At 39.2% G+C, this 21,230-nt stretch carries 17 protein-coding genes; 1 reads left to right on the top strand and 16 read right to left on the bottom strand.

Translation table 11 applies throughout. The features are described from left to right. Positions 1–62: 62 nt before the first annotated feature. From prfB to GRF59_RS23770, 16 genes are all read right to left on the bottom strand, one after another. Positions 63–1,176, bottom strand: a protein-coding gene (gene prfB / locus GRF59_RS23845) for a peptide chain release factor 2 (protein WP_160500199.1) whose coding sequence is annotated in 2 segments (ribosomal slippage) — positions 63–1,103 and positions 1,105–1,176 — 1,113 coding nt in all. Because the reading frame shifts where the segments join, the coding sequence is not laid out codon by codon here. A 241-nt stretch (positions 1,177–1,417) separates the two neighbouring features. Further along, the gene (gene secA, locus GRF59_RS23840; RefSeq protein WP_160500198.1) at positions 1,418–3,922 is read right to left on the bottom strand and encodes a preprotein translocase subunit SecA; all 2,505 of its coding nucleotides are present in this window, start codon (positions 3,920–3,922) and stop codon (positions 1,418–1,420) included. Between the two features lie 454 nt (positions 3,923–4,376). Next, positions 4,377–4,952, bottom strand: coding sequence for a ribosome hibernation-promoting factor, HPF/YfiA family (gene hpf, locus GRF59_RS23835; RefSeq protein WP_160500197.1), 576 nt, complete (start codon positions 4,950–4,952; stop codon positions 4,377–4,379). A gap of 424 nt (positions 4,953–5,376) precedes the next feature. Continuing rightward, positions 5,377–5,574, bottom strand: coding sequence for a cold shock domain-containing protein (locus GRF59_RS23830; RefSeq protein WP_094094426.1), 198 nt, complete (start codon positions 5,572–5,574; stop codon positions 5,377–5,379). 227 nt (positions 5,575–5,801) lie between these two features. Further along, positions 5,802–6,872 (bottom strand): tetratricopeptide repeat-containing glycosyltransferase family 2 protein, encoded by a 1,071-nt coding sequence (locus GRF59_RS23825; protein ID WP_160500196.1) that lies wholly within the window; start codon positions 6,870–6,872, stop codon positions 5,802–5,804. Positions 6,873–6,885: 13 nt separating this feature from the next. Further along, positions 6,886–8,730, bottom strand: coding sequence for a glycosyltransferase (locus tag GRF59_RS23820; protein ID WP_160500195.1), 1,845 nt, complete (start codon positions 8,728–8,730; stop codon positions 6,886–6,888). After that, positions 8,675–9,805 carry a DUF1919 domain-containing protein gene (locus GRF59_RS23815; RefSeq protein WP_160500194.1) on the bottom strand — a complete coding sequence of 377 codons (1,131 nt, stop codon included), beginning with the start codon at positions 9,803–9,805 and terminating at the stop codon, positions 8,675–8,677. The genes GRF59_RS23820 and GRF59_RS23815 overlap by 56 nt, the downstream gene beginning before the upstream one ends. A gap of 80 nt (positions 9,806–9,885) precedes the next feature. Beyond that, positions 9,886–10,536, bottom strand: coding sequence for a NeuD/PglB/VioB family sugar acetyltransferase (locus GRF59_RS23810; RefSeq protein ID WP_160500193.1), 651 nt, complete (start codon positions 10,534–10,536; stop codon positions 9,886–9,888). Next, positions 10,527–11,291: an SDR family NAD(P)-dependent oxidoreductase gene (locus GRF59_RS23805; protein ID WP_160500192.1), complete on the bottom strand. Its 765-nt coding sequence runs from the start codon at positions 11,289–11,291 to the stop codon at positions 10,527–10,529. Before GRF59_RS23805 ends, GRF59_RS23810 begins: the two co-directional genes overlap by 10 nt. A 23-nt stretch (positions 11,292–11,314) precedes the next feature. Then, positions 11,315–12,364 (bottom strand): 3-oxoacyl-ACP synthase III family protein, encoded by a 1,050-nt coding sequence (locus GRF59_RS23800; protein WP_237392001.1) that lies wholly within the window; start codon positions 12,362–12,364, stop codon positions 11,315–11,317. A 2-nt stretch (positions 12,365–12,366) separates the two neighbouring features. Continuing rightward, positions 12,367–12,606, bottom strand: coding sequence for an acyl carrier protein (locus GRF59_RS23795; protein WP_160500190.1), 240 nt, complete (start codon positions 12,604–12,606; stop codon positions 12,367–12,369). Positions 12,607–12,633: 27 nt separating this feature from the next. Next, the gene (locus GRF59_RS23790; RefSeq protein ID WP_160500189.1) at positions 12,634–13,623 is read right to left on the bottom strand and encodes a 3-oxoacyl-ACP synthase III family protein; all 990 of its coding nucleotides are present in this window, start codon (positions 13,621–13,623) and stop codon (positions 12,634–12,636) included. A 23-nt stretch (positions 13,624–13,646) separates the two neighbouring features. Then, entirely contained in the window at positions 13,647–14,699 is a 1,053-nt protein-coding gene (locus GRF59_RS23785; protein WP_160500188.1) for a glycosyltransferase, read from the bottom strand. Continuing rightward, positions 14,696–15,847 (bottom strand): DegT/DnrJ/EryC1/StrS family aminotransferase, encoded by a 1,152-nt coding sequence (locus GRF59_RS23780; protein WP_160500187.1) that lies wholly within the window; start codon positions 15,845–15,847, stop codon positions 14,696–14,698. The genes GRF59_RS23785 and GRF59_RS23780 overlap by 4 nt, the downstream gene beginning before the upstream one ends. A 17-nt stretch (positions 15,848–15,864) precedes the next feature. Then, the gene (locus GRF59_RS23775; protein ID WP_160500186.1) at positions 15,865–17,427 is read right to left on the bottom strand and encodes a glycosyltransferase; all 1,563 of its coding nucleotides are present in this window, start codon (positions 17,425–17,427) and stop codon (positions 15,865–15,867) included. Next, complete coding sequence (locus tag GRF59_RS23770; protein WP_160500185.1) at positions 17,414–19,501, bottom strand: glycosyltransferase; 2,088 nt, start codon at positions 19,499–19,501, stop codon at positions 17,414–17,416. The genes GRF59_RS23775 and GRF59_RS23770 overlap by 14 nt, the downstream gene beginning before the upstream one ends. A 229-nt stretch (positions 19,502–19,730) precedes the next feature. Here GRF59_RS23770 and GRF59_RS23765 point away from each other — a divergent pair, with 229 nt between their 5' ends. Continuing rightward, positions 19,731–21,230 carry a CDP-glycerol glycerophosphotransferase family protein gene (locus GRF59_RS23765; protein WP_160500184.1) on the top strand — a complete coding sequence of 500 codons (1,500 nt, stop codon included), beginning with the start codon at positions 19,731–19,733 and terminating at the stop codon, positions 21,228–21,230.

Raw genomic sequence — 21,230 nt, 5'->3', positions numbered from 1 at the left:
AGGATACAGAATGAACGAAAAGAAATGTTCAATCTATATAGCGTGTAGGAATTTCATAGGTTTTATTCGGTATCCACTTTAATTTGGCTGCGTAAATAGCCGTCGATGAAAGGATCCAGATCCCCGTCCATCACAGCGCCGACATTGCCGGTTTCCACTGAAGTGCGGTGGTCCTTTACCATACTATAGGGATGGAACACATAGGAGCGGATCTGGCTGCCCCATGCAATATCCGACTGTTCCCCTCGGATTTCATCCAGTTCTTTTTGCTGCTCTTCAATTTTACGTTCATATAGCTTGGAACGCAGCATCGTCATGGCTTGCTCGCGGTTCTTGATCTGTGAACGTTCATTCTGGCAGGTTACCACGATGCCGGTTGGCAAGTGCGTAATCCGTACCGCTGAGTCCGTCGTATTGATGTGCTGTCCGCCTGCGCCACTGGCCCGGTACGTGTCGATTTTCAAATCTTCAGTCCGGATCTCCACCTCGGCGTCTTCCGTAATCTCCGGAACCACGTCACATGAAACGAATGAAGTATGTCTTCGACCTGAGGAGTCAAACGGCGAGATCCGCACCAAACGGTGCACGCCTTTCTCCGTTTTCAAATACCCGTAAGCGTTAAACCCTTTGATCAGAAGCGTCACACTCTTAATGCCCGCTTCATCACCAGGCAGATAATCCATGACTTCAACCTTGAAGCCCCGTTTTTCCGCCCACCGGGTGTACATCCGAAGCAGCATCTGTCCCCAATCTTGCGATTCGGTTCCGCCCGCACCCGGGTGAAGCTCCAGGATGGCGTTCAGCTTATCATAAGGCTGATTCAGAAGCAGATCGAGCTCGAAATCCTCAAGCTTTTTCTTCAGGCTCTTCACCGATTCGGCGATTTCATCAAAGAGCGACTCGTCGCCTTCCTCATCTGCCAGTTCAGCCATCATAGATGCGTCATCATACTCTTGCTGCAGTCCTTCATATTTGTCAACGGAAGACTTCACTGCGTTCATTTCCGCAATAACGCCCTGCGCTCTCTCATTGTCATCCCAAAAGTCCGGTGCGGACATTTTCTCTTCGAAGTTTGCAATCATTTCCTGTTTGAGGCCTAAGTCAAAGAGACCCCCTAAGATTAGTTAATTTGGATGCGATTTCTCGCAGGTCATGCTTGATGGACGGATCGATCATGAACTTTCCCTCACCTCTTTATCGACATAAACTCCCTTAAACAAGGACACTGGCGCAGAATGCATTCTGCTTCCGGGTTCTTTCGTTCAAGGGAGTCCTGTTCCACACCCCAGCGGGATGTGGTTTATATCCATATAGCCGACGGCTGTCACCAGCTGCATGCTATATTATGCATTTCCTTAGACATACAATGAACTAAAGTTATTATAACTTTTCTTTAGTTCAATATATACAACAGCAACTATTCTTGACCATGGCAGTGCTTATACTTTTTGCCGCTTCCGCAAGGACAAGGATCGTTGCGTCCGATTTGATCGCCTACGTGTACCGGTTTTTTCTCGGTAGGTTCGCCGTTCGTGGTGACCTTGCTTTCTTCGATCACGGCCTGACGTTCCTGGTTCGCTTCGATATGTGCCTTCATGACGTAAGTTGCCACTTCTTCCTGAATGCTGGCCGTCATCGCGTTGAACATTTCAAAGCCCTCGAATTGGTATTCACGAAGAGGATCCGTACCGCCGTAAGCACGAAGGTGGATACCTTGACGAAGCTGATCCATCGCGTCAATGTGGTCCATCCACTTGCTGTCTACCGAACGAAGCACGATAACCTTCTCGAACTCACGCACGAGCTCGGAGCCGATTCTTTCTTCGCGTTCATCGTATTTGGCTTTCACTCTTTCGAAAATGTAATCTTCCATATCCGGTACTTCTTTGCCCCAGAGGTCGTCACGTGTCACAGAGCCTTCATCCAACAGCTTGCTGTTCACGTAATCGGCAACCTCTTGCACTTCCCAGTTTTCCGGAATTTCGTCGGAACAGTGAACTTCGACGACGCGGTCGATGACCGGCTTGATCATTTCCATGACGATATCCTTGATGTTCTCGGATTCAAGAATTTCGCGGCGTTGTTTATAAATAATCTCACGCTGCTGATTCATCACATCATCATATTGGAGAACGACTTTACGCAGATCGAAGTTGTTGCCTTCGACGCGTTTTTGCGCGGATTCAATCGCACGGGTGATCATTTTGCTCTCGATCGGCTGGTCTTCTTCAAAACCGAGACGGTCCATCATGTTCAGTACGTTGTCGGCACCAAAACGCTTCATCAGCTCATCGCCCAAAGACAGATAGAACTGTGTAGAACCCGGGTCGCCCTGGCGTCCCGCACGTCCACGAAGCTGGTTATCGATCCGGCGCGATTCGTGACGCTCTGTACCGATGATGTGCAGACCACCAAGGTCAGACACGCCATCCCCCAGCAAAATGTCCGTACCGCGACCCGCCATGTTGGTGGCAATGGTTACGGTGCCCGGTTGACCGGCGCGAGAGATGATTTCAGCCTCTTCGGCATGGTACTTGGCATTCAGCACTTGGTGCTTGACGCCTTTGCGTTTCAACATATCCGAGATCAGCTCGGAGTTTTCAATGGAGACCGTACCTACAAGAACCGGCTGGTTCTTTTTGTGGCGTTCTACGATCTCTTCTACAACGGCTTTGAACTTGCCATTCTCGCTCTTGTAAACCACGTCAGGCATATCCACGCGTTGGTTCGGTTTATTCGTAGGAACCTGGAGTACTTCCAGTCCATAGATTTTCTTGAATTCTTCTTCCTCCGTCTTAGCCGTACCGGTCATGCCTGCAAGCTTGCGGTACATCCGGAAGTAGTTCTGGAACGTAATGGTCGCGAGCGTCATGCTCTCGTTCTGAACCTCGATGCCTTCCTTCGCCTCGATCGCTTGGTGCAAGCCATCGCTGTAACGGCGGCCTGCCATCAGGCGGCCCGTAAATTCGTCGACGATGACAACTTCGTCTTCGGTCACGACGTAATCCACGTCCAGGCGCATAATAACGTTAGCCTTCAGAGCCTGAACAATGTGATGGTTCAGCGTTACATGAGCGTGGTCATACAGGTTCTCGATACCAAAAGCGCGTTCCGCTTTGGCTACACCCTTTTCGGTGAGCGCAACGGATTTGACTTTAATATCTACCGTGTAATCCTCTTCCCCTTGGAGCTGCTTCACAAAGCGATCAGCCACGTAGTAAAGCTGAGTCGACTTCTGAGCTTGTCCGGAAATGATCAGCGGCGTACGGGCTTCATCGACCAGGATGGAGTCCACTTCGTCAATCGTACAGAAGTACAGCGGACGCTGAACCATCTGTTCTTTATAAAGCACCATGTTATCACGCAGGTAATCGAAACCGAACTCATTGTTCGTACCGTACGTAATATCACAGGCATAAGCTACTTGTTTATCCGCATGGTCCATGCCGTTCAGGTTAACCCCGACCGTCATGCCCAGGAATTCGTAAATCTGTCCCATTTCCTGGCTATCGCGCTGTGCAAGGTAATCGTTGACCGTTACCACATGCACGCCTTTGCTCAGGAGAGCGTTCAGGTATACCGGGAGCGTACCTACGAGGGTTTTACCTTCGCCGGTCTTCATTTCCGCAATACGGCCCTCATGAAGCGCCATACCGCCGATCAGCTGTACATCATAATGTCTTTTGCCGAGAACGCGTTTGGATGCCTCACGGACGGTCGCAAACGCTTCAGGAAGCAGCTCGTCAAGCGATTCGTCTTTGTCCAGACGCGCGCGGAATTCATCCGTCTTGGCTTTCAGCTGCTCATCGGTGAGCTTCACGAAATCCGGTTCTATTTTGTTAATTTGATCAACCGTCTTCATCAGACGCTTGATATCACGATCATTGACATCGCCAAAGATTTTTTTAACAAGTCCTAGCATGGTTAACCCCTTTCACGCAAAACAAATGGTTAAATTAACTTCAAAAAATCAAGGGTTATGTTCAAATGCGATCGATCCCCCGACCTATCCAACCTCACAGACATGTGCTGGATAAATAGGATTCACGAAGAACCGATTCATACAGAAATGTGGGTGATCTGCTGAAAGAGTTGGATCGAATACCGACTCAATTCCATCCAGGCAGAATATAGTTGAAGTTAATTTGTAACAATATACATATTAAATTCTCGAAAGCGCGTTTGCATAAATTGTAACAGTTTGTAAGTCAAGCCGCAACAGTCCGAATGACAATGCATGCGCCGTTTTGGGCTCCATTATCTATATACGTAAGAAGAGCCCAATCCGTTGCAGGATATGAGCTCTTTTTTTAATCTTATTAGCAATTAATTTTTACATAATCATGAAAATTGTACCTTCAGAATGTGAAACTTGCTTAATACGAATCTGATTCCGTTTGCTCGATCAAACCGTACTTGCCGTCATTACGTTTGTAAACAACGCTCACTTCTTGAGTATCAATATTGGAGAACACGAAGAAATTATGTCCGACCATGTTCATCTGCAAAATGGCCTCTTCCACATCCATCGGTTTGAACGTGAAGCGTTTCGTACGGACCACTTCCAGATCGTCATGATCTTCTTCCGTCTGTTGTTCGGCCACCAGGCCTGCTGCAGCTTCATCCGTAAAGAGTGTCTTCAGGCTGCCTTCCTGACGGAACTTGCGGTTCAATTTCGTTTTGTGTTTGCGGATCTGGCGTTCCAACTTGTCCACAACGGCATCAATCGATGCGTACATATCGTCGCTGCGGTCCTCTGCCCGAAGCATAACGCCTGGGAGCGGGATCGTCACCTCCACGGTGTGCAAACCTCGGACGACACTGAGTGTTACATATCCTTCTGAGGTAGGGGGTGCATCAAAATACTTTTCAAGTCTGCTGAGTTTCTTGTCAACATAGTCTTTCAAAGCATCAGTCACATCGATTTGTTGACCTCGAATACTAAAATTCATAGGGCACTCCTCCTTTGCAGTTCCATTATATCACATTTGTTAACGCTAAGTAAAAAGGCATTTCTGTGTACGGAGATTACAATGAAAGCCTTTACTTATTCTGCTTCCCGCTTAAGGGGAGGTAAGAACTTTTAACCGATGTGAGGGAAATGAAACAGGTGAGCTAGGTTTTGGATAAAGTTGGATACCGTAGATTTTTGTGCGTAAAGGAACGGGGGGTCTTTTTAAATGAAGTCTTATGTAACGCTCTTCTAAAATATATAGGCATCCTTGCTTAGCGATGATTCAGTTCACAAAAACGCTTGGACATCGAGCTTGTTTTCGGGCAAATATAAAAAACCCTGGATTTCTCCAGGGTTCTAAGCTATCGCTCTTCAATTACTCAACCATCTAACCGTATATGTAGGTCGGACTTGCCGGATGATTATAATTTGATGACGTTAGCTGCTTGTGGTCCACGTGCGCCTTCGACGATGTCGAATTCTACGTCTTGACCTTCTTCCAAAGTTTTGAAGCCTTCGGATTGGATTGCGGAGAAGTGTACGAATACGTCGCCACCCTCAGAAGTTTCGATGAAACCGTATCCTTTTTCTGCGTTGAACCATTTAACTTTTCCTTGCATGCACAAACATTCCCTTCGTCATCAAATAAAGTGTGACTTGCGTCTACATTCCTGAATATACCACCCGAACTCGTCCATTGTCAATTGGAAAGGAAAATGATTTATTGTAATTAAATTACATTACAAACGAGTGATGGTTGGTTCATACAGACTATAACGTTAATAATTATTATTAAACAGAGACCGTTTAACTGAATCACATTGAAGCCGTTTTTAATAATTCAATCTTAGGATTTGATATTTTGAAGCCTGTCCATCGATGGCTTATAAAGCATTTCTGAAGCTCTTTCATAACAATAAATGGCCAAATCAGTTTGTCCCGTTACCTCATAAAAAACTCCTAAATTATGAAGTGCTGCATAACTCCCAGTTCCCCGTACACTTCCTTCTTGCCCATTCTCCCCTATTTCGAGTGCCTTTTTATAATAACGTTCTATTAAAGGTATCAACTCTCCAAACTGAACTGGATCACTCTGTATAAGTTCAAGCAAATAAAGAGCTGCAACAAAGAAAAAGTCAGAATAATTGTCCAATTTATTAACTTGTTGATCAATGATTGCTATCCCTTCAGATAAATAACCTGTTGAAATAATAGCATATAATAAATTCACAGCGACGCTAGGGGCGTATCCCTCATTGCCCTTCATATTATCATAGGCTATTTTCAAGTGATAATAAGCCTTTTCATAATTCTCAAGACCTCTGTATTCCTTAGCGATTTGATAATGATAATATGGATCTAATGGATGTTCCCGAAGGACGCCCTGCAAAATGGTTATATTTCTCTCATTCTTGCTCTGCTGAAAATAACCATCATGTTGTACTTCCACATCGACAAATAGATGAGGGAGGTTCGATTCAATTTGTTCATGTATTTTCCCAGAATACCTGCAGGATGCCGGAAATAATCTCGAAATATAAATCTGTTCGTAATTGATTCCATCATGCCCCTGAAATTTATCAATCCTCTTTACTCTGCCTATGGCTTGACGTCCCTCAATGAATTGACGAATGGTATTTCTACAGTCGTTAGAAATATACTCATCCGCATCAAGCACCAAGTTCCAATCACTCGTCGATCGATCCAAAGCATAATTACGTGCTTCAGAGAAATCATTGCTCCATGTATAATCGAAAATTTCAGCATCAAATTCCCGAGCAATTTCTTTCGTGTTGTCTATTGAACCCGTGTCAACAATGATAATCTCATCAACAAGTTTAAAAGCACTTTCTAAACAACGTTTCAAAGTGGACCCTTCGTTCTTAACAATCATAACTAAGGAAAGCATTTTTTTCATAAAGCAAATTCCCCTATAGTGTGAGCTGAGTTAAAACTTTTTCCAACAAAAAGTTAGATTCACTATCTTTCTCTTCAATTTTATTCAAGTATAGTAAAGCTTCCTTGTCTGCACCAATAGAATGAAGGATATAGGCATAGTTATATAACGTGTCGTAGTGACTGCTATTTATTTCAAGAGATGCATTTAGAAGGGGGATAATGTCATTATATGCACCATTCATGAAGAACTGGTTTGCCAATATATTGAAAACAAGCTGCCTATCGATATCTAGTGAGTTTACTTCTGAAATGATCACTGATGAGTTAATAGAGTGAGCTGCCATCATTCCTATAATTTCAAGAACTGCTTCATTAAGATTATCCCCTTGATTAATCTGTTCCAGTCGACTTTTCAAGGTTGATAATGAAATTCCTCCTCGCACAGCTCTTATCACATATTTTAAAGCACCAAGGTGAGTGTTATCTTGTAATCCAGCGAGCGAGCTTAATTCCTGTATGAAACGCTGCTCCAAATTAGATGTTTCATTGTGAACGAATTTATAGCTAATCTCTTTATAATCTGCTTGCTCAAACAAAGTCTGAACCTCAGGCAATGTGAATAATCTAAGAGTATTTTGTCCCAAAACATCATCCTTCCCATAAAGTGTCTTATTTTTTATCAACGAAAAAATTATGCTATAATGGGAGGCATTCGGGACACTTGCTAGAATGGTGCCATTGGATTTCAGAGAAGATTTAAGCCGGATCAATAATTCCCCTGGATTCTTCAACTGATGTAAAATATCTCCTAAGAAAATATAGTCAAAGAAACTTGCCTCAAAAGAAATATCTTCTACATCCGCTATTGTCACGTCACCTATGAAGGTCGCTATGGAAGCTGCGTATTCATTTCTTTCTACACCAAACAACTCTGAATTAGGATACCTATATTTCACTTTTAATAGTGTGGCCCCACAAGCGCATCCAATATCTAGAACCTTAATTTTCTTATACCGATCCTGTTCATCCATTAACTGAACCAGTTCATCTCTAGATTGCGTGTGAAAGGCTGTGTGAAACCCCCATTTTTCTTCAAACTTCTCTCGATTTCTATTCCATAATTGCTTCCTTTGTTCAGGCAGCTCTCCAAATGAAGTAGACCCAAAATGGTGTATAAATACATTCCTGCAAAGCATTAGTTTATAGTTGGATTTTATTAACCTAAATGAGAAATCACTATCTTCACACATTCCAGGTGTAAAGACTTCATCTAATAGTCCAACTTTATCAACTACTTCTTTTTTGATTAACATACAGAAGCCTATTAACTTCAACCTTTGTTCCCAATCCGGCTGCTCAATTCTATTGTAGTTATTCGCAAAGCTCCACATCTCATCCAATGTTGAATAGGAAGCCGCGATCTCTTGATCTCCGTAAGCACTGTTAGTTACAGGTCCAACTGCCCCAATATCATCTGAACTATACAAACAATCATTTAATAATGTCAGCCAATTTTCTGTAACCACGACATCATTGTTCAACAAAAGTATGCTATCACCTGTCGACAACTCCATCCCTTGGTTACAGCCTCTTGGGAAACCAACATTTTCCTCATTAAAAATAGTAATAATATCTGTCTGCTCAGCAAGCCAATCACGTGTGCCATCTGTAGATAGATTATCCACAACGATTAATTGATAGGTTCCTATTGGCGTAAACTTCCGTATACTCTCAATACAAATTTTTGTATATTCAAGTTTATTGAATGTGAGAATGATAATACTTGTCTTTTTTGGCAAAAGCATAGAATTGCTACCACCTTTATTTTCTGAAATTGCTACCACCATTAAACCATTCCACGTAATCAAAATAATCATTAGAATGCAGATGCAAATACTGATAAAACCCTGCATACCTATTTCGTACTTGTTCACTATTCCACCCAAGCATAGGTATATTTGTAGGGTAATCATACTCTTCAAAGGAAAAGCTCACTTTTTTTTCTGTATATGACAAAATTCTGTTGAATTCATTTGCATCTTCTTCATTTGTTGTTGACATCTTAAAATATACATTATCCCAATTGAATTTCTGTAATCTTTTCTTCCATTTCCCTTCTGCTTCTTCTTTATTTCTATAATGATTAAAGTAAATGTGTATATCTTGCAATAAACCAACAGGATGATTGAAACTCGGTATGTCGATAAACTCAAGCTTACTATTTAAATAGAACTGCAAATCACTAATCAATTTTAGATAATCCTTATTACGAAAATACATCCACATAAAAGGTGTGTTATAAGGCAATCCAAGCTGTTTGTAAACGAATCCTCCCCAACAATCATCTGATACAATACTAAAGTTTCGGTTTCTTAACTTGAGATATACATCAGGACTGAAAGTCTCAATTGGATTTTTATGTGGATAGCTTGAAGGTAAAATTTTATTATCATCAACACCAATATTGATTAGCCCTGTTTTTATGAGATTGTATTCTGCACTTGTTATATTCACATAATCAAACTCAATTTCATTTATTTGATGCAATTCTACTTCTCTACCTAAACATTCCGCATGAATATCCCATACTATTACCATTCGTGATCCTTCTTTGATATAGTAAGAATACTTATACTCTTCGAGCTTTACTACTGCCTTGACAAGATAGAATCGTGAAACTAAACGTTCCAAAAAGCAATAAAGAGCTTGTGACATCTTTTTTGCGTTCACTAGGTCTATAAACTCAACCAAGGTGTCAGTAAATTCATCAAATAATTTCAATTCATAAAATCGCTGTTGCTTAAAGATTAATTCATAAAGAAATACATAATTATCAGCAATAGTATTAACTGCATCTTCAAAATCTTGATCTATTTCAAACTTCTCAAATTTCTTAATTATAAAATCGACATATAGCTCAATGGATCTAATAAGTTCAATAGAAGTACTCACGATTAATCACCCTACATTTATGTTTATTTAATTTTTTGAATTAATATTCAATGCATCTTTTAGATGATTTACTCTTTTTATCAATCCACATAGTAAGCAGGATTTCCGAATACTTTTCGATTAGGAGCTACCTTTTTCAAAACTACGCTTCCAGCACCTATTACTGAAAATTCACCTAATATACTTTTAGGGAGCATTCTGGCCCCGGAACCAAGAAAACTCCCTTTATTTAATCTACAATAACCAGTCACATCACAATGAGCGCTAAGTGTTACTCCTTCTTCAAGGTGAGCATCATGGCCAATGGATGATGCTATATTCACAATTACATGATCTCCTATAGTTACATTCACAGTAACGACAGAATGGGGACAAAGAATAATCCCTATGCCCAGTTTACTTCCTACACCAATTACCGCTGTTGGATGGATAACATTGGTAAATACAACATTTTTGTTTTTAAGTCGATCAATAACTTGAAGTTTCCCTTTAGGTTCCCCGATTGCACAAACGCACACATCATTAGGCTCTGGTATATAGTCATTTATTGTTGAAATAATCGAGCAGTTAATACCTGAATCAATAATTTTTTGAGCTACGTTAAGATCGTCATTTATAAATACAATCGAATCCCATTCTCTTCGTTCCGATTGCATGTCATTCGCCCATTGCCATACTTCTCTGCCAAAGCTTCCTGCGCCAGCAATAACAAGTCTCCTGTTTAATGACATGTATACCCTCCGTCGATAGTCAAAACTGTACCAGTTATCCATTTCGCTGCATCTGATAACAAGAAGGCAGCACCATAAGCTATATCCTTAGGATTACCAATTCCCAAGGGATGATATTCTATTATTTTTTCTTGTTGTTCAATAGTTAGCAATGAAAAAGAATTCTCGGACATTTCAGACTTCACAAACCCTGGAGCAATTGAGTTTACTCTAGCATTCTTATCAGCAACTTCCAATGCAGCTGATCTAACAAATGCATTTATGGCACCTTTCGAAGCAGAATAAGCAGAAATTCCTGACTGTCCCACTGCTCCCATGATTGAACTCATAAATACAAAAGAAAAGCCTGATTTCCCCACCTTTTTACTTAACATGCATTGTAAGAGAGCTGTACCAGCGTAAAGATTAATATTCATTAATTGATCATAGTGAGCCAAATCACCTAATCTAAGGGGAATGGTCTTGTGTAGCCCAGCCGAGTGAACTACCCCATCAATCAAAATATTATATTGCTTTGTTAAATCTTTCATCCAAGCTTTAATATCACTGGTACTGTTTAGATCGAATGGAGCTATTATATGCGGCTTCGTGGCATCTAGACTTAGTTTAGTCTCCTCAAGTGATTCTTTATTTCTTCCGGTAAGAATCAAGGTTGCTCCAAGCTGGTCAAGAACAACTGCAGTCTCTCGTCCAATACCGGAAGAAGCACCAGTAATCAATATTGTTTTACTATTTAACGAATAGGGATACTCCATTAAAATTGTAACCCCCCTCTTTTTTATACATAAACAGTAGACAAAGTTGCATTTTTTAATGTTAATGCGGCTGCGCCCCAAGATAGCCCTACACCAAAGCCCGCTAGAATAAGGTTTGCTCTATCCTTCTTATTTAATATCACTTCGCTATCCGTCATTAATAACGGTATAGAGGCCGAACTTGTATTACCAAATTTATGAATATTAATTGGCACTTTAGTGATGTCTATCCCGCATTTATTTGCAAGAAAACCTAGTATAAATTTGTTGGCCTGATGCATCATATAATAGTCCACATCAAGATCAGTCCACTGATGCATTTCAAGGATTTCACTAATTAATCTTGGCACGACTTCTGATGTGAAATTAAAAACTTCTGTTCCATTCATATATAGATCTTCATGCGCTCTTAAATAACCGTCTTGATGGAGTATTTTTGTCATCGAATTAGCGTTATATCTTTCGCGGTAGCCACCTGCCGGAACGATAATGCTTTTTGCACCCGCTCCATCAGTTCCCATCACAAAGGAAATTTCATTAACTTCAGGTGAAAACTCTAAGGCCGTTGCTGATCCTGCATCTCCAAATAAAAGACTAACAGAGCGGTCTTGTGGAGAAATTAACTTAGAAATTGTGTCCCCAACTAGAAGTAGGGCCCTCTTGATGCCCCCAGATTGTACTAATTGAGAAACTATATACAACCCATACACATAGCCTGAACAACCTAACGTAATATCGAATGCAATACAATTATTAGATAGCCCTAATTTGTGTTGTAAAACACATGAAGTAGCAGGCAATACATAGTCAGGTGTTTGGCTCAGAAAAATAAGAGCGTCAATTGTGTCCCGTTCCCAATCAAGATCTTGAAGAACTTTCTCAGCTGCTGTAGTACATAGATCTGCTGTTGTCTGATCTTCAAGGGCTCTGAATACTGTATTCGTTCCGATTACATTTAGAGTTTTCCTAATTTCCTTTGTTGTAAAGTATGGTATATCCGTACTTAGATCCACCTTATTTTTGGGTAACGCTGAACAAATGCCTCTTATACTTACATGAGTGCTTTTTATCATAGTTACTCCGTTAGCTTACTTGAAACCAGATTTATTATATCTCGAACAAATTTGCAATTTTTCAATTGATCCGGGTTTACATGAACACCTAATTCCCGATCAGAAAATGCCAAAAATGCAACTGCGGCCAAAGAGTCCCACTCCTCCAAATCATCCAAAACTGTATCCGGGGTCAGAATTATTTCCTCATCAGGCATAATTACTTGCTCTTCCAATCTTTTCAAAAACTCATTCTTAGTCATTTTCATCATCCTTCCAGCTTATAATTATCATAATATAATATTGCATGCAGCCCATGAATAACCCACTCCAAAGCCTACTAACATAGCAGTATCTTCTTTGCTCGCTTTTTTGTTTTCCAAATCTTTGCACAAAGAAATCGGAATACTGGAAGATACCGTATTTCCATAATTCTCAAGGTTGAGTGAAAATCTCTCTTCGGAAATGTCCAGTATTTTCCTTAAATTTTCTAACATGAATTTGTTTGCTTGATGAAAAACAAATCGATTATAATCTTTAATCTTCATACCAGATATACTTAATAATTTGGTAACGGCCAGTGGAATCTCTCTCAAAGTGAAATTAAAAATTTCCGATCCATTCATGTATAGATTTCTATTGGAGCGAATATTTCCGAATGAATCTTCTTCTTCTATTTCAGATTGTTTCGTGATGGGTTCCTTTAGACCACCTGATTTAATAATCAGGTTATCTTTACCGGTTCCATCAGTTCCAAAAACAAATGGTCCAATTAATTCTCTGTCCGATTCTTTACCTGAAACTAAGGTTGCACTTGCTCCATCGCCAAATAAAACTCTCACGCTTCGATCTTTCGGATTAATATACTTACTGTAAGTATCTGACGTTAAAAACAAAATATTGTTGGCCATGCCGGATTCTATAAAAGCCTTGGCGACTGAAAGCCCATAGACATATCCTGAGCACCCTAAGTTAATATCAAATGCTGCACATCTTGTCGACAAACCTAAGGCATCTTGTAGTATGCATGCAGTTGTAGGAAGAATATAGTCAGGAGATTGTGTACAGTAGATCAACATATCGATGGTACTTATATCTATATTTTGTTTAGTGAGCATTTTTTTAGCCGCAGCAATCGCTAAATCAGATGCGTACTCGTCACAATTAGCGATAGGCCTTTTTAATATTCCAACTTTTCGAGTAATTCTGTCGCTTTCTGAATTCTTCTCAAAAAGTTCAGGAACATGGTAATCAATCCCTTTAATATATGCTCTCTTCAATTTGCTCCCTCCCTTCTATTCTCTTAATCTTTTAACATTTGGTTCAGCTTAAATCCAACATTTTTTCTGGCATCAACTAAAGAACGTATTGTATTAGCAGAACGATATCCCATTTGCTGAACTATAGGGAATTCTTCTTTTATTTTATGCAACACACTAACTAGCATGTCCGAGTTATTCGCTTCAAATCTATAATAATCAAAGTGATCACGGAATACTCTTGTCTCATTCCTAACATTTGTACTAACTAATAAACACCCCGTTGACATTGCTTCAGCTGCAGCGGTTGTTGGGAAGCCATCCATAGCATTTTCATCCTCAGTGCTGCAACTTATAAACACATGGCATTTTTTATATAGTTGTCTTAATTGAAGCGGATTTAAAACGCCATAAAACGTGAAATTTTTATTTTTAATCGTGTTTAATTCAGATTCCCAATTCCCTACAATATGTATATGGAAATCTTCATTTAATTGGTTAAATGCATTTACTAAAGTAGAAAATCCCTTTCGAGGAGCATTCACTGCACAAAATATAAGATGGATAGGGAAAACCTGCGATTTTTCCTCTAGATTATAGAATTCAGTATTAATAATCCCTGGAATATAAATGCTTTGAGGCAGCACATTCATCACTTCGTCTACATTTGTAAATACAGTTTTACACTCACTTCCTACCCTCTCGATAAAACTTTTATTGGTTCTGGGATCTAATCCACCTCCTGGATAAAGGGTAGTATGCAGTTTTAGATTATACTTATTTATCAGATCTATAATACACCACAAAATATTGGAACCAGGCACCATGGCACCTGTCTTCAACTCGTTTTTGCCTAATAGGCTCAAGACTAAGTTTAAAAAGACACAATACAAATCTGTTATACCGTACTTTATAATGACATCTTCTATTTCTGAAAATGAATATACCTTAGCTGGAAAAGGATCCGTATGAGGTTGTATCGCAATGAATACAGTATCTGGACACTCCTCTTGAATGTAGTAGTTTTCCCAGTAACGAAAACCACTCAGCATCCAAGGGAATTTAGTATCGATAACAGCAATGCGTCTATTTTTCATGAATTTATAATTACTTCTTTCTGTTTGCTTTGAAAAAGTCTTAATTGCCCTACAACAAAATCAATTTCTTGATCGGATATTTCTTCCCAGAGAGGTAGGTTAATTATTCTCCGAGCGATATTTTCAGTAGTTTCCATAATGGATTTATTAGAATTCAGGAATAAACTCTGCTGATGACACGCGGGAGAAAAGTATGTCCTAGCCTCAATTCCAGACTGTTCCAAAAAGGAAACAACATCAATAGCGTTACAATCATCTGGGCTTAATACAGAAACATTTTGATGTGCAACATTACCTCTAGTAAGATGAAGTTGCCACCCGTGATCGAATAACCCAACCTCCTTCATACTTTTTTCATATTTTCTTCGTATCTCTTGTCTAATTAAAATTTTCTCTGGATATTTATCCAAACTAGCCAATCCAATTGCAGCTGCATATTCCGTTAACTTACTATTCAATCCTATTTGTTCAGAGTTTCTGTTAGGCCCAAAACCAAAATTACCAGCTTTTCTAAGTTGTTCTATAAAGGCTTCATCCTGACTATATACGAGTCCTCCTTCTCCAATACCAAACGCTTTAGTAGCATGAAAACTATAAACTATTGGTCCAGAAAAGGTTGCTTCTAACCCTAGCCCATCATAGGTTGATCCAAAACTAGCAGCTGCATCAACAACGACAGGAACGCCCAATTCCATTAGGTTTTGATAGTAGCTAAGATCAACAACAGTTCCAAAGGTTGCATATGGAACTATGACCGCAATTTCCTCACCTAATTTATCAACATAATTTTGAACTAATTTTTCGTCCATGCACCAATCCTTTGAACGAATATCAATGAACAACGGCTCCAAGCCACACCATAAAGCTGCTTGTGCAGTCGCAGAGAAAGTAAAGCTTGGCATAATAGCATATCGACCCTTTTTTCTTTTACTTAGCATAATAGATAACATTAAACCAATTGTTGCATTACTTACTGTTGAAACAGCCCCTTTATTTTGGAAATACTCTGATAATATTCTTTTCTCAAATTGAGTATTCAGATTTCCGTAATTACTATAAATTCTTGTTTCATCAATTACATCTAGATACTTCATGTATGTTTCCTTTTTAACAAGATTAGGCTTCAAAAAGGGAATCGATTTTCGCATAATATTACACCCACTCACTATGATATTATTTCATTTAAAGTAAATTCAATTTTTTCTTTGGTTTTGTTATACTCAAGAACGTCCGTTAATTCATTCTGAACATAGATTTCAATAATACTTAGTGAATTCTGTAAGTATCGAATTAATGACTTCTTATAATCCACTTTCGAGGAAAAAAATTCATCTTCCAGAGCCGAAGTTAATAGCTTCAGCCACTCTTCTATTGACAGAACCATGTATTTAGTATTTCTTTGATTTTGTCCACTATGAATTCTAAAATAACTTAACGCTTCAGAGATATATGCTACTTTTCCTTTTTTCATTAGAGAAAGCCAGGTAGCGAGATCGTTTAACACACAATATTCATTCTCATTAAAATGTCCAAATTTATTTATATCCTCTTTTCTAAACATAGCTGTAGTAGGTTCTCCTATGAGATTTTCTGTCTGCTTGAGCATCAAGGAGCCAAATTCCCGTCCATCTATACAAACATCTGAATCGAATAATCGTCTCGTAGATGAAGTAGAAGGCAATCTTTCACCATTTTCGTCTATTCGTTCACGAAATGATGTTACTAATGAAATGTCGGGATCACATTCTAAAAAGGATACCATCTTCTCGATTTTGTTGAATTTAAATAAATCGTCGTCCATTAAATAATTGATATACTTTCCCTCTGCCAAATCAAATAGCTTGTACCAATTCTGTAATGCTAAATTAACAGGATTTTTATAATATTTTATGTGGCTATATTCTTTCAGATAAGGTTCTACTACCCGTTCCACCTCATTATTAGTGCTATCATCACAAATAATAATTTCTATGTTTGGATAGGATTGATATATTGCGCTTCTCAGGGCAAGTTCGAGATAATACGGACGATTATATGCAGGGATTAATATACTTACTTTAGGTAAAATAATTGAACCGTATTCTTTAAGAAAGATCAAACGATATTCTTCATAACCATTTAGCTCTAAAGGCCCGCAATCATGAATACACCAAGACTCCTTTTGATTAGGAACCCCTACTTCATAACCGGCCTTTTTGAATTCGATAGCCTGAGATATGTCATACATGTGCCAACCTTTAAACAGGTCTTCTCTCCATGGGAGATCGTACTGTGTCATAAGAATTAATCCGTCAACCGCTTCTACAGATTCATAATCGCCCTGTACTTCACTCGTCTGGAATAACTTCATTCCACCCTCACGTCCATTATCATATACCTTGCCATAACGCTCACTTGCTTTCCACCAGACACCACTAGGCGGTATCTTTTTCGCTCCGATAACTCCCATCATGCCAAGCTGGGAATGACTGATGAATATATTCAAGATATCATAGAGAAAATGCTTATTCACAATAAATGTATCTTGATGAAGATAGATTTTAAACTTTGCATCGGATTGTTTCATCGCACGATTGTAACCTTCAGTAAGGCTTTTCGCATCACGTATGGCAATTAGCTCTAGCTCATATCCCTCTGGTATATACAGTGAACGGATATATCTAACTGACTCCTCATAGAGAACTTCATCATTAAAACATGTAATAAAACAAATCTTATTGTTGCTCATGGTTTATTGCCACCTCAATCTCTTTTTGCAGATCTATTATGTCCCCATCTGGCTCATCGATCTGAGTCAAGAAATTCAGAGCATCGCGATTCGCCCCAAATTTATACAAGATGTATCCTAAATTAAACAATGTGTCTACATCCTCCGGATCAAGGGAATACGACTTCTCCAACAAAGGAATGACATAATCATATTCACCTGAACTAAAGCAATTTACTGCCATCCGGTTTAATGTTGCTGTTTTATGAATGATGTCAACCTCTACTGAACGAATAATATCCTGAATAGAGACCGTATTTTTGCTGAGCAACATGATCAATTCACTATATGCTTCCTCTCGATCCACTTCATTTTCAATCCTACGAAGTAAAAATTTAACTATGTTTGCAGCTAATTTGTGTGAGTAAATGTTATGCTCAATTTCTTTAATCCATGTTTCAATCTGCTCGTCTTTTTCTTCGAGTCGATTAAGCCATTCGAGGGCAGCTTCATCTTCTCCAATCGTATACATCAAAGTTGCAAGATTGATGAGTGTAACCGAGTTTAATGGATCAAGCTCACAAGCTTTAGTCAGATATGGAAGTACCTCATCTAATTGTTTTTTTTCAAAATTAGAAATACCTAAATAGTTTAAAATTGAAACTACAGGCCCTTCATATCTTTCTAGAGATGAAAGGATCTGAGCTGTAGAATTCGTAAAAATTTCAAGTAGGACAGCGTCTGTAGGCTCACTCAACAGTTCTTTAAAAAGCGTATGCAATATTTTATCTTGAGAAGTTTTGTAGGCAGTTATAAGAAAACTGGATATGTCAAATTCTTGTGGGAGTTGTCCTACAAATTGACCAAGTTCATTGGTGAGTGAAGCACTCTGTTCCCCAACTTCATTCATTACATAGTCAAAATCCAATTCCTGAAAACCTGCATTTTCGAACAAACTAGGAATATCCGCCATGTTCCAATATTTCTTGCCCATTTCCAAGCCTTGTCCAAGAAGTATCCTCTTAACCAAAGAGCAGTTGTTCGCGTTTGCAATCTCGGTAATCAGGCGCCCCCCTTTATTCAGAAGGGCAAATGCAGTTGGTAAGACTTCTACGTATTCAATTTCGATGCCAGGGTTTAAAATAATATAATCGAAATGCTGATCCCAAAGTAAAGAAGATTCAATCATTGTGCAGGACATAAAGGGGAAAAGTAAATCAGAGGCCTTATTTAAGTTACCATTCCAACTGCATCCGTAAACTTCTGCATGAGGAAACAACTGCTTGAGTTTCAAGCTGGTCCCCCCGATGCCTCTTCCCATGATCAATACTTTAAACGTATCTTCCGTAGTCCGCTTAATTAGTTGAACGGTACTATCCTCAATTCTTGTTTCCTCGATGGAAAATCCCCATTTATTAGAGAAGTAACTCGCATACAATTGCTCCTCCTTAATCTGATGAACACCATAATGGTGAACAAATGCATTACTACATATTCCTAGACTCAGTCCAGCTAATTTTACTCGTAGGCAATAGTCGGCAATCATTGCTTTGCCTTCCAGTTGTACATCAAATTCCCCTATAGTTTCGATCGTATTTCTTCTTAGCATGAAGCAAAATCCAGAAAGAACAATTTTCTCTTCTACATGGACATTATTTCTATATAGTTCATTTGCATGAGAGAGCATTTCTTCCATAGAAGCAAAATGGAGATTTCCAGTCTGGCCATCCTCTCCAATATTACTGAGTGGTTCAATAGCACCCAATTGCTGATTTTGATTTAAAGCATCAGATAAAGAAGACAACCATTGGGGGGATACTATGGTATCCGGATGCATAAACACTACAAAATTCCCCACAGCCATTTGTGCTCCCTGATTCCAGGCGTTACCCAAAGTAAGTTTGTTTTCAGAAAACAATGATCTTATATCTGTCTGCTCAGCCAACCATGTTAAAGCCTCTTCCGCTCCTCCGCCTTCTACGACAATGATCTCAAAGGTACCCTTTTCTGTGAACCTGCGAATGCTCTCAATTGATTCTTTTGTGTATTCAAAATCATTAGATAAGCTAGCTATAACAATACTTGTCTTTTGCATATAAAAACTCCTCTGAATAGAAGATAGTTGATGTTATATCATAAGGCTTATTTCGATGAATATATGTTTATTATCGGTTTTATTGTCGAAATCAAAGAGGTTTATATTTGAAATATAGCACATGAATTATTTTCCAAATATAAAAAAACCCATACTGCTTTATCCTTCTTTATCATTCGCCGATAAACTATATATAAGGAAAATCCTATTTTAAGAAAGGAAACCCCTGATGACTACAACTGAAAAAGTGAAGATAACGTTGTTTCACCTATCTTCCTCTGGTTCCAACAATTATTATTTATATCATGCTGCCTCCGATGAATTAAGAAATAAATATGAGATAGAACTGCTAACGGAGGAACAACTTCGTTACAATCGCCATATTGATCAAAGTGACGTATATATTACTACGCATGGGGAATATTCCTCAAATTACGAGAAAGTTAATATCGATTTATGGCACGGTTTCCCCCTGAAAGGCATGGCTAAGATGGACAAGCAAGAAACCACTCCAGATGATCATATCCACCACCATTGGTCTAAGGTTGATATGATCATGTCTTATTCTACTTTATATAACTCGGCGATGAATGCCTGCAATGGGTCTAACATTTCCCAATATAGAATCACGGGCCTTCCCAGAAACGATGCATTGTTGGCTGAAGGTGCGAAAATTAGACTGAATGAACTTTATTCTCATTTAAATACACAGACTGACACTGTAATCTTCTTTATGCCAACCTTCCGCAAATCGATAATGACCCCAGATAAAAAGGAAGGAAACAAGATACTCGAAAACATATTTGGCTTGCCTTCTTTCGACAAGGGAAGTCTCTCGGCGTTTCTGGAGGAGCACCATCTTTTTCTCGTTCTTAAGCTGCATCCATTTGAGGAAAGTTATTTCAGCAATGAACTTAACGGAATGAAATCGGAACGGATCGTTGTTTTGAATGACAAAATGCTTGGAGAGCATAAACTCGATCTATACGATGTTCTAGGGGCAGCGGATATGCTTATCACGGACTACTCTTCAGTATATATAGACTATTTGTTACTAAATCGTCCTATTCTCTTTTTGCCTGTGGACCTGGAAGAGTATAAAAACAACCGCGGCTTGTTATTTGAGCCCTATGAGTTTTGGGCACCTGGACCGAAAGCTTACTCTCAGAATCAGCTTCAACAAATGATTTCCCGACTGTTGTTAGAACCTTCCTGGTATGAGCAGGAAAGGAATACGATTAAAAATATATGTCATCAATATCAAGATAATAAAGCCTCGGAACGAATTTGGCAGCTAATTGACAATTATATCGAGGAGCATAAGAATGTAATCCTAGACAGAAGAAGAACGCAATTGGAACATAAAGAGCTACAGAAACAAGTTAAACATACCATTCAAGGGATGATCGAAAGCGAACAACTGGCTCAGGCCAACCAAGCTATCGAACAATACTTGGAAACTAATTTGGCCGACCCGGATATTTTTGCAATGAATGGTATGCTCCATTTAATGAATGGGAATCCCCAAGAGGCCATTCAATCGTTTCAGAAAGGCCACCTGCATTTTCCATGGGATGAGGATTTGGTGTACAACCTTGGATATGCGCATGAGATTAACGGTGAGACAGAAACAGCACATCAATATTACCAGTTGGCTCTTAGTATGACCGATAAACCTGAGCTCCGATCACTGATCGTGGACAGACTTAAACATTTATCTATGAATTAG

Origin of the sequence: Paenibacillus dendrobii, from assembly GCF_009807035.1 — a bacterium.
GTDB lineage: Bacteria > Bacillota > Bacilli > Paenibacillales > Paenibacillaceae > Paenibacillus_AQ > Paenibacillus_AQ dendrobii.
Note: the sequence above shows the minus strand (reverse complement) of the source record. Positions and strands in the feature narration are given on the sequence as shown.

Coding starts and splice junctions, on each gene's coding strand:
- secA (WP_160500198.1), bottom strand. CDS start 3,922: ATGCTAGGACTTGTTAAAAAAATCTTTGGCGATGTCAATGATCGTGAT.
- hpf (WP_160500197.1), bottom strand. CDS start 4,952: ATGAATTTTAGTATTCGAGGTCAACAAATCGATGTGACTGATGCTTTG.
- GRF59_RS23830 (WP_094094426.1), bottom strand. CDS start 5,574: ATGCAAGGAAAAGTTAAATGGTTCAACGCAGAAAAAGGATACGGTTTC.
- GRF59_RS23825 (WP_160500196.1), bottom strand. CDS start 6,872: ATGAAAAAAATGCTTTCCTTAGTTATGATTGTTAAGAACGAAGGGTCC.
- GRF59_RS23820 (WP_160500195.1), bottom strand. CDS start 8,730: ATGATTATTTTGATTACGTGGAATGGTTTAATGGTGGTAGCAATTTCA.
- GRF59_RS23810 (WP_160500193.1), bottom strand. CDS start 10,536: ATGTCATTAAACAGGAGACTTGTTATTGCTGGCGCAGGAAGCTTTGGC.
- GRF59_RS23805 (WP_160500192.1), bottom strand. CDS start 11,291: ATGGAGTATCCCTATTCGTTAAATAGTAAAACAATATTGATTACTGGT.
- GRF59_RS23800 (WP_237392001.1), bottom strand. CDS start 12,364: ATGATAAAAAGCACTCATGTAAGTATAAGAGGCATTTGTTCAGCGTTA.
- GRF59_RS23795 (WP_160500190.1), bottom strand. CDS start 12,606: ATGACTAAGAATGAGTTTTTGAAAAGATTGGAAGAGCAAGTAATTATG.
- GRF59_RS23785 (WP_160500188.1), bottom strand. CDS start 14,699: ATGAAAAATAGACGCATTGCTGTTATCGATACTAAATTCCCTTGGATG.
- GRF59_RS23780 (WP_160500187.1), bottom strand. CDS start 15,847: ATGCGAAAATCGATTCCCTTTTTGAAGCCTAATCTTGTTAAAAAGGAA.
- GRF59_RS23775 (WP_160500186.1), bottom strand. CDS start 17,427: ATGAGCAACAATAAGATTTGTTTTATTACATGTTTTAATGATGAAGTT.
- GRF59_RS23770 (WP_160500185.1), bottom strand. CDS start 19,501: ATGCAAAAGACAAGTATTGTTATAGCTAGCTTATCTAATGATTTTGAA.
- GRF59_RS23765 (WP_160500184.1), top strand. CDS start 19,731: ATGACTACAACTGAAAAAGTGAAGATAACGTTGTTTCACCTATCTTCC.